This is a genomic window from Streptomyces sp. NPDC001816 (assembly GCF_042892235.1).
Lineage (GTDB): Bacteria > Actinomycetota > Actinomycetes > Streptomycetales > Streptomycetaceae > Streptomyces.
On sequence record NZ_JBIATY010000001.1, the window covers coordinates 355,956 to 369,081 of the forward strand.

Below are 13,126 nucleotides of genomic sequence, written 5' to 3' on the forward strand. Positions count from 1 at the left end.
CCGCCCGGATGCGGTGGGTGGCCGGGCCGGGCCACCACGTTGTTCTCCCGCCCGCAGCACGGCCCGTCCTGCGGGCGGGCGACGGGAGTCCGACGTCAGGCCCTAGCGGTGCACCTCCACGTCGCAGTCCGCGCGCATGCCGCGGGCGCACCCCACGGTGGCCGGGTGGCTGTTGCCCAGCTTGGCGCGGTAGCGCTCCTGGGTGTCGGCGAGCAGGCGCTGGGCCTCCTCGTTCCGGCCGAGTGCCCGCAGGTCGAGTGACAGGTTCATCGAGCAGGCCAGGGTGGCCGGGTGGTCGTCACTCAGCTGGGCCCGGCACAGCGGCAGCGTGCGCTCGTCGATCGCGATCGCCTCGGCGTAGTCGGCGAGCGCGTAGTGGTCGCTGGCCAGGTTGATCGCGATGCCCAGGGAGGCCGGATGCTCCTCGCCGAGGGCGGCGCAGTGCAACTCGTACGTCTCCCTGTCCGCGGCCAGCGCCTCGTCCACCTCGCCGATCAGCCGCCTCGTCACCGCGAGGTCGGCCGCGGCCGCGAGGGTGTAGGGATGCCGCGGACCCAGCAGGTCGCGCAGCGTGTTCAGGCACTGGACGCCCACGGCACGGGCCTTTTCGAGGTCCGCGTTCTGCCGCAGGTCCATGGAGAGGTTGAGCACGGTCGCGGCCACGTTCAGGTTCCGCTCGCCGAACTTGCTCCGGTACAGCCGCACCGTCTCCTCGTTCAGTTCGAGGGCGCCGGCGTGGTCCCCGGCCTTGCGGCGGGCCACGGCCAGGGTGCGGGCGGCGATCAGACTCACCGGGGCGGCGCGGTCCTTGATGACGTGCCGGACGCGCTGCAGGGTCTCCTCCTGCATCTCCCGGCTGCGCAGGTAGTCGCCCGACTCCCGCACGTCGATGGAGAGGTTGCTGGTGATGAGCAGGGTCAGCAGGGCGTCGTAACCCAGCGACCTGTTGGCCGCGTCCCGGGCCTGGGTGTCGATGGTGAGGGCCTGGGTGTACTTGCCGACCAGTCGCAGCGCGAGGGCGTGGTCGTTGGCGGCCGCCAGCAGGGTGGGGTCACCGTCCTCGAACACGCGGACGGCGCGCCGCCAGCGGTCCTCCTCCAGCTGCACCGAGGCCCCGAAGTCGCCCCGGATCTGGGTGTTCTGCGACACCGCGCCGATGGCGGCGAGCGTGTCCGGGTGGTCCTCCCCGACACTCTCCCGCAGCAGGCGCAGGCTCTTGTCGTTCAGCTCCGCGGCCTCCCGGAAGTCGCCCAGGGCGCGCAGCGTGTGTCCGAGCGTGCCGGCGACGTTCAGCGTCTGCAGGTCGGTGTCGCCGCGCTGGGAGGTCCAGGCGTCGACCACCTCACGGCCGTACTCCCGGCAGGTCAGGTAGTCACCCGAGCCGTGCAGGTAGCGGACGATGTTGACCACCATGTCCCGCACCCAGCCGTCGTCGCACTCCAGGGCGCGCGAGAAGCGGGCGTGCACCAGCAGCTCCGCGTAGCGCGGCCAGTTCACGGCCGCCACGTCCACCGGGTCGTAGTTGGCGAGCAGGACGTGCGCGGCGTGGCGCATGTCGGCCTGCTCCTGCGGGGACATACGGCCCACGAGGACGGCGCGCACCAGGCGGTGCATCTGGATGGTGCCGTCCCGGTGGTTGATCTTGATGAGCGAGTACCGGTTGATCTCCCGGATGGCCTCGCCGAGTTTGACGGGGCTGCGCAGCACCTGGGTGAGTTCGGCGGGGAGTTCGACACCGCGCACACCGGCGAAGATGCGGCGGGGGATCGGCTCGGGCGCGAAGAAGGAGCAGACCTGGAGGAGTTGATGGGCTCCGGGGTGCCGCTCGGCCAGTCGTCCGAGGGACATGTTCCAGGCGGCGGCGACCGGTTCGGGGTAGTCGAGGGGGACGCCGGCGGCGAGCAGTTCGCTGCGCTGGGAGTCCAGGTCCGCGCGTTCGTCCTCGAAGATGTGCAGATACTCGTCCACCGGCATGCCGGTCTCGGACAGCCAGGCGGCGGCCTGCTCCAGGGCGAGGGGGAGGTTGCCGAGGGCCTGGGCGATGCGGGCCGCCTGTTCCCGTTGCAGCTCCGGTCCGCGGCGGGCGAGCAGTTCGATGCTCTCCTCGGTGGTGAACACGTCGATGTCCACCGTCCGTGCGATGCGGCCCCACTGTGCGTTGCGCGAGGTCACCAGGATCCTGCCCGTGGTCTGGGAAGGGAAGAACCGCCGGACCGTCTCGGGGTCCTCGGCGTTGTCGAAAACGAGCATCCAGCGGCGGTAGGGGCGGCCCTGGCTCAGCGCCGCGAGGACCGTCGCGATGGTGATCTCCTGTTCGCCGCCCGTCTCCAGGCCCAGCGCCGCGCCCAGCTGGGTCAGCGACTGCCGGATCTGCTCCGGGCGCTCGGCGGAGATCCACCAGATGACGTCGTACTCCGGAGCGTGCTGGTGGACGTACTCGATCGCGATCTGTGTCTTGCCGACGCCGCCCAGGCCGTGCAGTGCCTCGGGCAGAACGGCGGTGGCCCCGTCGGTGGTCAGCCTCTGGTGGAGCGCCGCCAGCTCTTTCGCCCGCCCGGTGAAGCTGGGGTTCCTGGGCTGGACGTTCCAGACGGCGGGATCTCCGGTCCGACGCTCTTCCGCTGGCGGAGAGCTTCGGACGAGGGGGACTGACACAGATGCTCCTTCTATCGAACTATCCGAAATCTCAGGTATGTGGGGTATGTTGCGTATGTCTCTGGATTGCGCGTCCGGGGTCTGGTCGCCCCTGGCTCCATGAGCCGTCTCGGGGCTTTTGTGTCCATTGGTCACGTTTATCACCTCGGGATGGCCGGTCCGGGCCGAGAGCGCGGACGTGGACTGCTCCAGGCGGCTGCGGAGCCTGCGTGACGACTCCAGATAGGGGCCGCTCAGTGCCCTGGTCACGGTCACCTGAACGTGGGCGTAGGGAATCAGCCGTTCGGGTAACGGGGAGTCCGGCGGGGAGGCCCGGGGGTCGTCCAGGAGTGCGCCGAGTTCCCGCAGTGGCCGGCAGGTACGGCTGAGCAGTTCCAGGGTGCTGCGCAGCAGATAGCGGGTCTCGTCCCGCGACTCGCCCGCGGAGAGCATCAACTCGCGGACGCCGTCGTGGAATTCGTAGGCGATGTCCACCGCGTCCGGGGGAGCGGTGCCGACCCGGCGCAGCAGGCCGCCCAGCATGACCTCGGCCAGTTCGCCGGGGCCCGTTCCGGCCGCGCCGGTGCGCAGCACGTGTTCCATCGTGGGGATGTTGAGCGGGATCGCGGCCAGGCGTGCGGCGAGGTCCCAGGCCGCCGGGCTCGCGTCGGCCCGGAACCGGGAGACGCGCTCCATCGGGTCCCGGGGTGCGCTCTCCTCGTCGGCCGGTTCCTGGTGCCGGCCGGCGCCGGGCGAGGTGACCCACAGGTCGTGGGCGCCCGCCGTCAGCCCCGCAGCCAGCCGGGCCCAGCGGCCGAGCCAGGACGGAGTCAGCTCCAGAACCGGGACGACCGGCGCGTCCGCCGCCGTGGCACCCTCCACCTTCCAGGTGCGGTTGGGTGCCCCCGGCCCCGGGACGCGCACCCGGGCCAGCCGGGCGGGCAGGCCGGTGCGGTGCCACACCGGCTGGGTCAGTACGTGCACCACCGCCACGGAGGCGTGCCGGGCCCAGTCCCCGAGCAGGCGGGCCGCCCGTCCGCTGCGCCAGCCGGATCCCACGCCGTCGGTCACCAGGAACACCGTCAGGCGCCCCCGGTCGGGCGGTCGCACGGTCAGGGGCGAGGGCCCGATGTGCCAGGGCGGGTCCGCCTCGGCCATCCGGTCGCCGTCGAGGGTGTGCACCCGGATGTCCCGGAAGGCGCCGGTGTGCCGCAGGACCTGCTCGAACTCGGTCACCGTGTGCCGCCACACGGCCATGGACGAGCTGACGTCGGCGACCAGCACGACGTCCATCCACCGTTCGCGCAGCGGCCGGAACCGCGGGATCCAGCGGAGGCTGAGCGCGGTGGACTCCGCGGTCGCCGCCTCGTCCAGCTCGGTCTGCGTCACCGAGGCGGTCGTCCGCTTGAAGGGGCGTAAGGCGCGGGCCAGCTCGCGCGCCCGGATCGGGGGCCAGGCCGAGCGGCGGGAGGGGGCGGGCACGCCGACGGCCGGCGCCGCACTCTCCGGCGCTTGTCCGGTCGGGGCGCCGTGCGACGCGTCGACGGCACGTACGGCTCCGGCGGGTTGCGGGGCATGCGTCACCGAGGCGCCCGGATCCGGGGTGTCGCCCCGCTCGTCCGGTGCCGGCGGCTCCGGGGCGCCCGGCTCCTCCTCCGGTCCGGCGTCGGCCGGTGGTGCGGCGGTCGGCTCCGGCTCGGACGCGGGCGGGCCCGGTGCGTCCGCCCGGCGGTCCGCGGGGCCGTCGCCCGCCCCGGCGGCCAGCAGGAGCAGGGCGTCGGCGATCTCGGACCACGAGACACCGAACGACTCCCGCTCCGAGGGGGCCGGTTCGGTGCCGCTGCCCTGCGTCACGTCTCTCTCACGCCGTCGAGTCGGTGCCAGACGGCGCGCAGCAGTGCCTCCCAGTCGGCGCCACGGGAGTACGCGCCGGACGTGGCGAGCCAGATGGAATTCAGGAGTTGGTCGGTCGCAAGGCCGTTCTCCTGGGCACTGCGCTCGGCGAACAGGCGGATCAGCTCGGCGACCCGCGGATCGTCGTCCTGCGATCCGAGGTGGGCGGCCACGATGTCGGCCAGGCGGTCCCGCTCCGGCTCCTTGAAGTGGAGATGGAGGCAGCGGCGCAGAAAGGCGGGCGGGAACTCGCGCTCGTCGTTGCTCGTGATGACGACTAGGGGGAACTCCCGGCAGCGGACGCGGCCGTCCCGGATCCGGACCGTGCGGTCGGGGTCGTCGGACCGCACCTCCACCACCGGCTGGTGACCGCGCAGCCGGGCCAGTTCAGGAATGGTGAACTCGCCCGCCTCGAAGGCGTCGAGCAGATCGTTGGGCAGATCCATGTCGGCCTTGTCGAACTCGTCGACGAGCAGCACCCGGGGCAGGGCGTGGGGTAACAACGCCGTGCCGAGCGGGCCGAGTTCGAGGAAGGCACCGATGTCCGAAGCGGCGGAGCCGGTGTCTGTCGGAGCCTGGTCCGGGGACGCGGTGGTCCGGGCGTCCGACGTGGCCGCCGCGTGGATCCTGCCCACCGCGTCATAGCGGTACAGACCGGATGTCAGTGTGGTGCGGGAGGTGATCGGCCAGCGCAGCACCCGGCCCAGGCGCAGCTCCCGGCTGATGCGGTAGGCCAGCGACGACTTGCCCGTGCCGGGGCGGCCGGTGACCAGCATCGGGCGCCGCAGGATCAGCGCCGCGTTCACCAGGTCGACCTCGGTGGGGTCGGGCACCATGCCCTCGCGGGCCGCCCCGAGCCGGCGCCGCAGCTCGGCCTCGTCCTGCGGCGGCGCGGGCGGCTCCACCGTCGCCTCTGTCTCCGAGGCCCCGTCCGCGGACGGGGAAGTCCCCGTGAACGTCCGCCAGGGCGGAGCCTTCGGCAGCACCTTGGTCAGTTCGATGTCGCGCAGGGGCAGTCCGGTACCCCGGTAGATCCACCAAGGCCGCGGAAGGCGCGTGGACATGGCCCCCGTGCCGTTCCCCTCGAATTGGGCAGCGCCGGTCATCGACCGTCCACCCCCTGGTCCGGTCCCGTCAACGGCTGAGGGCTCTCGACCGGCCGGGTCGGGTCGTCCCACAGGAGTACCAGGTGGTGCCCCGGATGATCGTCGCGGCCGTTCAAGGAACCCCCGTGGGCTTCGGTTCGCAATTCTGTCACGGCCTCACGGAGCCCTGAAAGGTTGCGGAACAAGCCGTATACGCTGTCGTCGGAGTGGACAACGGGCTGCGGTGTCTTCAGGTCACGCGCGGCACGGGTGTCCCACAGGAGGGCGGGTACCCCGCAGCGCAGCGCGACGAGTGCTTCCTGCGCCCCTTCGCCGGAGCCCTCCGGTGGCTCGGACAGCACGAGACAGCCGACCGATCTGTCGCCCCGCAGCCGGGCGTCGAGGCCGGAGACGTCCCCGGACCGCGGATCCTCGGTCCGCCGCCCGCCCACGACGAGCGGCCGGGCGAGTTCCGGGGTGTCCCGCAGGGCCGTCCAGCGCTGCTCCCAGGCGCGGTGCCACCGTGGCGTCCGGCTCCGCTGCAGGCTCCGTACGACCACGCAGTACCCGACGCTCAGACAGGACACCGGATCGCTGTCCAGCTCGGTGCGGAAGCGGTGCACCGGCAGGGTCAGATCGTCGGAGCCCAGCAGGAACTCCACATGGATGCGGTCGGCGTCCCGGGCCCAGTGCTCGTCGGCCTCGAAGACCAGCCGCTCGACCTCCCGCTCCGCCTCGGCCAGTGTCACCTCCACACTCCTCTCCTGCCGGGGACGCCAGGCGTCCGGGTCGTCCGGGTCGTAGTGACGCCATGAGGTGAGCAGATAGCGGCCCGGTTCCTCTCTGCGCAGCAGGCGGACCACCAGGTAGGCGTTGCCCGGCTCGGGCGTGCCGGCGTACGCGGCCTGCTGCCGCAGGTTGCGCAGCTCCGTGAGCAGCGACAGGGCCTGGGCCTGGCCGTCGTTCCAGGACCGCAGCGCGAAGCGGCGGTCGTGCGGGGCCTCCGCGGCCGCGTACTCGACGAAGGCGAGGGTGGGCGGCAGCCCGTCCGCACGGGCGTTGAGCCGGCTGAGCCCCTCGAAGGCGCTCCAGGCGTCGGGATAGGGGGGAACCGGCCGCAGGTTGCCGACGGCTCTGCGGCACAGCGCGGGCAGGTTGGGCGGTGCGAAGCCGTCCAGCAGGGGGCGCAGCGAGAGGACCTCGTCGACCGGGAGCGCGGGGTCGGCGAGCAGGTTCTCGGTCAGGGCCCTTATCTCCGTCACGTCCTCGTGGAACGCGGTGAGCGCTTCCAGCAGGGCCCGCATCGTCCGCGGGCTCTCCAGGCAGACCGAGGCGAGTTCCAGCAGGAAGTAGTGCGCCACGTCGTACTCCCGGACTGCCGGAGGGGTGCCGAGTTCCTTGGCCATGAGCCGGAGGCACAGGGCCCGTGAGCTCCGCTCCTGTAAGCTGGCGCACTTGCCCAAGGCTTCCGCGAACTCGCGCACGAGTCCGAGGCCGCCGCCCCCGTAGGCAGCCATTCCTCATCCCTTCATGGCCGTGCACTCTTCCACAGCCGTCGGCCTCCGCCAAGCGATTCGGGTGAACGCCCGGCAACACTTCGTAGTCACAAGTCCCGTGCTGCTCAGATGAGTTGACGTTGCATCAGGTAGTGCCGTACCTCCTCCACCGCGGGGGTGCCGGGCCACAGTGCGTCGAGTGACTCCATGAGGGCCGGCCATCCGTCTGCCGACTCGCAGGTGCGCAGCAGCGACAGCGCCTCCAGGCGGCTGCTGTGCTGACGGCTGGTCAGGTTGCCGATGTCCGGCAGGGTGTTCAGGAGTTGTTGCCAGGCGGTGGGCGTCGAGATGCCCGGAACGGCAAGTAACAGTGTGGTCAGTTCTCCCAGTTGGCGCGTGGACAGCGGCTCCCGGGGCGCCGTGCCGCCCAGTGTGGCCAGCAGTTCGAAGGCGAAGGCGGCCGCGTGCCGGGCGGCGACGGGCTGCCAATGGGCGTCGTGCGCGGACTCCTTGTCGCCCAGCAGGTCCGAGACGCCCCGGATCACGAGGGCCTGCACCCGGGGGTTGATCCTGGCCGCCGTGAGCAGGCCGAGGCCCTCCATCTCCACGGCCAGCGTGTCGCCCGCCACCTCGTCGAGCAGCCTGCCGGACGCCGACTCGGCGTGCGCGACCACCTTCGCGCCGGCGGCCAGCGCCCCGACATGTGCGGCCGGGGCCACCACGGGAGGCGGCTCGATACGGCCCTGCCACCGCCGGTCGGCCGCGACCAGGCGGGCCCGCTGCACCAGGGCGAAGGCCGACGGCCAGGACTTGATCCGGGGACGGAAGGCGTCCCGCTCGTCCCGGCCGCTCTCATAGCCGTAGACCGTGTCCGCCACGACCACGTCGCCGAGCCGCGCGTCCTTGCGGCCGCCTGCGACGCCCACGAGGAGCAGCACCGAGGGGCGCAGCCGGGCCACCCCCCGCTCGGCCAGCGCCGCCGCCAACTCGTTCCCGGGTCCGGCCAGTTGCACGCCGATCGTCAGCTCGCCGCGCTCTGCGGGGAAGCGGCCGATCTCGTACACGGCGCCGTCGGCAGTGCGTCGTTCGCGGCCGGGGCCGAGATGGCCGACGACGGCCAGGTACTCGGGCTCGATCGCCGTCAGCACGAACGCGTCGACCTTCTCCGCCTGCACAGACCGCCCCCTCGCCATGCCCCGGACCCTCCATGGTGAGGGATGCCCGGGGCCAGGGGAACCGCCCTGAAGGAGGCGGAGGCCGTTCAGTGCGCGGCCCGCAGGGGCAGGCCGACCGTGAACACCGTCAGCCCGTCCTGCCGGTCCAGCCCGAGGCTTCCGCCGTGCGCCTCCACCAGCCCCCGCGCCACCGACAGGCCAAGCCCGCTGCCGCCCCGGTCCCGGCTGCGGGCCTTGTCCACCCGGTAGAAGCGGTCGAAGACGCGGTCCCGGTCGGCGGCCGGGATGCCCGGTCCCGCGTCGGCGACCCGGACCACGGCGGCGTCCGACGTGACGGACACCGCCATCGACACGCTCGTACCGGCCGGGGTGTGCACCGCGGCGTTGGTGAGCAGGTTGTCCAGCACCTGCCGGATGCGGTGCGGGTCCAGGCGCAGCCGCACTGAGGCCGGCCCGGACGCGACGGTCAGCGGGCGCTCCGGGTGGCCGGCCCGGAAGGCGGCGGCCGCCTCCTCGGCCAGCTCCACCAGATCCGCGTCCCGCAGCCGCAGCGGCGCGTCCACCTCCGCCGCGTCCAGGCGCGCGAGCAGCAGCAGGTCGTCCAGCAGGACGCCCATCCGGGCGGCCTCGGCGCGCAGCCGGGACAGGTGCCTCTCCCGCTCCCCGGGGGCGTTGGCGGCGGCGTACTGGAAGAGGTCCGCGTAGCCCCGTACCGACATCAACGTGCGTCGACGCGGAGCGTCGGCAACCGACGACAACGCGGCAGATGTGCGTGCCAGACCCCGCGTCGCCGGCCTGGTCCAGCAGACACCCCCTGGACCCCTGCGCGGTGGTCAAGGGCTGGTCGGTCGTCTCCGGCGAGCCGTGGCGCGTGGGGATACGGCACCCCGAGGACGCCGGCCGGGTGTGCGCGGTGCTGGAGGTGACCGACGGGGGCCTCGATGGGCGTACCGGACGCCCGGCGACCGGGCTGCTCAGCCTGACCGTGCTGGCCCCGACCCTGACCGAGGCGGACGCCACCGCCACCGCCGCCTTCGCCCTGGGCGAGCAGGGCGTGGCCTGGGCCGCGGCCCGCGCCGGCTGCGAGGTGTTCGCGGTCGACGCCGGGCGGCGGGTGGTGCGGACGGGCGGGGTGCCGATGGCGGGGGCCGGCTGACGTCACCACCGTCACGTCAGAGACGTCAGGCTTCGAGAGCGAGGCGGTCTGGGGGTTCCTCGCCCAGTTCCTCGTACACCCAGTTCTCGTTGCGCGGCGCCAGGTTCCGCGCGCGGACGGTCAGCAGCGAACGGACCTTCTCCCGGGCCTGGGAGAGGGCGAGCCGACCGTCGCGGTGGCGGGTGAGGGCGTCCAGGGCGCCGCGCACGTCCTCGTGCTCCGGCGCGCCCTCGCCCGGCGACGGCGGAACGTCGTACGGCCCGTCTCCGAAGAGCCGGGCGGCCGCGTGGCGGATCGACACCTCGGTGCGCAGGGGTTCGGGCGCGTCCGCGGCGGCGCCCGCGGACAGCGCCTCGGCACGGGCGAGCGTCTCGACGGCCGTGGAGTACGCGTCCTGACTGGCGTAGAGGGCGCTGAGGTCGACGAGGGCCTCCAGGGCCCGGGCGTGCGAGCCGGCCCGCTGCCACAGGTCGACGGCCTTCAGCAACAGCGGGGCGGCGTCGGCCGGGTCGTTGAGGTCACGGGCCATGCAGGCGGCGTTGTTGGAGTCGTTCGCTGCGTTCGAGAGGTCGCCGACGCCCTCCCACAACCCGGCCGCGCGACGGTACAGATCGCGCGCGGACGCGTGGCGTCCCGCGTCGTCCTCGGCGAGGCCGTAGGCGTTCGCCGCCATGGCCCGCAGGTTCGCGGTGCCCCACCGGTCGGCCAGCTCCATGGCTTGTCTGCCCCACCGTACGGCGGCGTCGGAGTCGGACATCCGGCGGGCGAAACGGCAGTTGTTGATCGCGAGCGGGACGGCGGCTGCCCCGCGGCCGGTCGAGGTGAGGGTGGTGACCGCGGCCTCGCCCGCAGCCAGGGCCTGGGTCCACTCCTCCTGGGCCCACAGGACGAGGCTGAGCCGGAACTCGGCCTCGGCGGTCAGTTCCGGCAGCCGGTACTCACGGGCGATGGACGCAGCCCGCCGCGCGGCCTCGGCGGCGAGGTCGAGGACCCCGGCGTCGCGCAGCGCGTCGATGTTCAACAGGCAGGCCCGGACGGCGTCCTCGGGCCGGTTCTGCCGAAGGTGCAGCGCCACCCGGTCGTTGTTGACGGCGACGACCGCGTCGAGTTCGCGGCGCGCGGTGTAGAGGACGTGCAGCCCGACCGTGAGGTCCGTGGCGAGGTCGAGCCAGTCGTTGTCGCGCGCGAGCCGCTGGGCCGCGTGGAAACGGGTGGGCTCCAGCTCGCCCGAGAGCTGCGCCCCGTGCTCCTGGTTGGTGATCTCGGTCAGCCGGTCGCAGAGGTAGGACACGGATGCATGCTGGAACTCGCGTACGAAGTCCGGCTGTTCGTCCTCCGCCAGGCGCTCCCGGGCGAAGAGGTGCACGAGGTCGAACAGCCGGAAGGTGGCCAGCGGACCCCCGGCGGGCATGCGCAGCAGGTCCTGCAGGGCGAGGCTGCGGTCCACGAGCCGGAGCAGCAGGAGTTCCTGTCGCAGTGCGGGAGCCTGGAGGCAGTGGCCGAGTTCGGGCCCGGTGACGGCCGCCCCGGGCGCGGCGGTGATCAGCCTGAGCACGCGGCGGGCCGGCGGGTCCAGTGCCTCGTGGCTGAGCCGGATCGCCAGCCGCACCGCCCGGTCGCCGTACGACAGGCCCTCCAGCCGTGCCGACTCCTCCTCCAGGAGCCGCACGAGATAGTCGGGCGGCGGCCCCGACGGCTGGGCGAGGCGGGCACCGACGATGCGCAGGGCCAGGGGGACGTCCGCGCACAGGTGCGCCAGTCGGTGCAGCTCCTGTCTCTGCCCGGTCACCTCGGGCGGGCGGCCCTCGGCGCACCGGGTCAGCACGGTCACCGACGCCTCCCGGTCCAGCGGTCCGACCTCGAAGACGAGCCCCGGGTCCGCGTAGTCCTGGGCCCGGTCGCGGGACGTGACCAGGACGGCGCAGCCGGCGGGTGCCTTGACGAACGGCCTCGCGTGCGCGGCGTCCAGGGCGTTGTCGAGGATCAGCAGGACCCGCCGTTCGTGCAGCCCCGCGGTGAAGGCGGCGATCAGCCGGGCGTCGTCCTTCGCCTCCGAGCCGAGATCGAGGCCGAGCGCCTCCGCGAGGATCCGGACCACGGTCCGGGCGCTCAGCCGGGCGTCGGGCAGGAGTCCGTGCAGGTCGACGTGGAACACCCCGCCGGGGAACGCGGGGGCGAGCGCGCGGGCCGCCTCGACGGCCACCACGGAGGTGCCGACGCCGGGCTGCCCGCACAGGAACGCGGTCGCCCTTCCGTGCCGCGTCATGCGCCGGTCGATGGCGCCGGCCACGTCGGCGACCAGCTTCTCGCGTCCCGCGACACAGGGGTCCACGGCCGGCAGCCCACACATCTGGGCGGCCACGGCGGTGAGTTCGGGGCGCCCCGGAGCGGGTCCGGGCGGGGCGTCGGCGTCGGGGCGCTCCGTGCGGACGCCGGCGCCCGGGCCGGCCGTGGCCGTCGTCGTGGAGGAGCGCAGGACCGCCTCGGTCGACGTCGTCGGCGGAAGGTGGCTCAGCAGAGCGTGCAGGAAGCCCGACAGCGGGATCGAGGTGCCGTCCGTGAGTGCCTCGTGGAGGAAGCGGCGGGAGGCGCCGGACAGGCCCGAGAGCAGGCCGTCCGTCACCTCCTCGGCGAGTGTCCCGCGCAGCCGGCCGAGGAACGCCCGGGCGGCGTGCCCTGACAGCTCCTGGTGCGGCGGTGCGCCGGGCACGGCCCGTGCCCATCGCTCGACGGCCTCCGGGTGATCGGGGAGCCGGGGCAGCAGCACCCTCGGCTCCAGGCCGCGCAGCCGGAGTCGCTGCCGCAGACCCGAGACGGCCGTCGCGTCCCAACCGGTGCCGCACGCCCGGGAGAAGATCCGCTCCTGGACGTCGTCGAGCCCGCCCCGGCCCCGGAAGGCGCCGTCGAGCGCGACGAGTGCCAGGGCGGCCTCCCGGGCCGCCTCCACGGGGCCGACGCCGTCCGTCGGTGCCTCCAGGGCGGGCACGGCCCCGGTGCCGCCCACGGACAGTACGGTGCCCACCGTGTCGCCGAACGTGATCCGGCGCCGTACCGGAGTGCGCGCGTCCTGCTCCAGCAGGCGGGTGAGGTCCTCGGTCCTGGCGACCCAGACCGAGTTGGGCAGCCAGCCGTCGGCGCTGTTGTAGCGCGCGGACACCACGCCGAGGACCATCCCGTCGGTCTGCCGGACCACGGGGGCGCCGCTCATGCCGCGCATCACGTCCGGGGAGGACAGCCGGCCCAGCAGCACGCCGTCCCGGTCCGTTCCGCCCTCCCAGGTGCCCCTCGCCCGCAGGAACGCGTAGCGGCGGCCGTGGTCGTCGATCTCGGCGACACCGATGACGACCACCCCGGTGGGCGAGCCCACGGTGTCGGACGGCGCCCAGCCCGGCACGGACTCGGCGAGCGGCCGCGCCCGGCGCAGTACGGCCAGGTCGCGTGCGGGGTCGACGGCGAGCACCTCGGCGGGCTCCGTGCCCGGCGAACCGTCCAGTGCGTCGGTCGGCACCTCGCTGCCCACAGGGCCGCAGCCGAGACCGTCCAGGACGTGCCAGGCCGTGACGAGGATGCCCGGTGCCACCTGGAAGCACGTACCCACCGGGACGTCGTGGCGCAGCAGCACCCGCCCCAGACTTCCGGGAACCCCGGGGCGGCGAACCAGACCGCTCATCCCGCATCCTCCACCCG

Annotated in this window: 5 protein-coding genes and 2 pseudogenes; 1 reads left to right on the top strand and 6 read right to left on the bottom strand. The window is 73.4% G+C overall.

What is annotated here, in order from left to right; translation table 11 throughout:
- Positions 1 to 102: 102 nt before the first annotated feature.
- The 5 genes and pseudogenes from fxsT to ACFYZZ_RS01605 all read right to left on the bottom strand — a co-directional run.
- Positions 103 to 4,488 carry an FxSxx-COOH system tetratricopeptide repeat protein gene (gene fxsT, locus ACFYZZ_RS01585; RefSeq protein WP_389170064.1) on the bottom strand — a complete coding sequence of 1,462 codons (4,386 nt, stop codon included), beginning with the start codon at positions 4,486 to 4,488 and terminating at the stop codon, positions 103 to 105.
- On the bottom strand, positions 4,485 to 5,591 hold the full coding sequence (locus tag ACFYZZ_RS01590) for an AAA family ATPase (RefSeq protein WP_389170067.1): 1,107 nt from the start codon (positions 5,589 to 5,591) through the stop codon (positions 4,485 to 4,487). Before ACFYZZ_RS01590 ends, fxsT begins: the two co-directional genes overlap by 4 nt.
- Positions 5,592 to 5,629: 38 nt before the next feature.
- Entirely contained in the window at positions 5,630 to 7,129 is a 1,500-nt protein-coding gene (locus tag ACFYZZ_RS01595) for a hypothetical protein (RefSeq protein ID WP_389170070.1), read from the bottom strand.
- A 104-nt stretch (positions 7,130 to 7,233) separates the two neighbouring features.
- Entirely contained in the window at positions 7,234 to 8,301 is a 1,068-nt protein-coding gene (locus ACFYZZ_RS01600; RefSeq protein WP_389170073.1) for a hypothetical protein, read from the bottom strand.
- A 68-nt stretch (positions 8,302 to 8,369) separates the two neighbouring features.
- Positions 8,370 to 9,032 (bottom strand): annotated as a pseudogene (locus tag ACFYZZ_RS01605) (sensor histidine kinase); the annotation flags it as partial.
- Positions 9,033 to 9,097: 65 nt separating this feature from the next.
- Between ACFYZZ_RS01605 and ACFYZZ_RS01610 the strand changes: the two are divergent.
- A pseudogene (locus tag ACFYZZ_RS01610) lies at positions 9,098 to 9,439 on the top strand (FAD:protein FMN transferase); the annotation flags it as partial.
- 25 nt (positions 9,440 to 9,464) lie between these two features.
- Here the strand turns inward: ACFYZZ_RS01610 and ACFYZZ_RS01615 are convergent.
- The gene (locus ACFYZZ_RS01615; protein WP_389170075.1) at positions 9,465 to 13,109 is read right to left on the bottom strand and encodes a trypsin-like peptidase domain-containing protein; all 3,645 of its coding nucleotides are present in this window, start codon (positions 13,107 to 13,109) and stop codon (positions 9,465 to 9,467) included.
- Positions 13,110 to 13,126 lie beyond the last annotated feature (17 nt).

What these genes read in the sequence shown, in the direction of transcription:
- ACFYZZ_RS01590 (WP_389170067.1), bottom strand. Translation starts at nt 5,591, where the DNA reads ATGTCCACGCGCCTTCCGCGGCCTTGGTGGATCTACCGGGGTACCGGA.
- ACFYZZ_RS01595 (WP_389170070.1), bottom strand. Translation starts at nt 7,129, where the DNA reads ATGGCTGCCTACGGGGGCGGCGGCCTCGGACTCGTGCGCGAGTTCGCG.
- ACFYZZ_RS01600 (WP_389170073.1), bottom strand. Translation starts at nt 8,301, where the DNA reads ATGGCGAGGGGGCGGTCTGTGCAGGCGGAGAAGGTCGACGCGTTCGTG.
- ACFYZZ_RS01615 (WP_389170075.1), bottom strand. Translation starts at nt 13,109, where the DNA reads ATGAGCGGTCTGGTTCGCCGCCCCGGGGTTCCCGGAAGTCTGGGGCGG.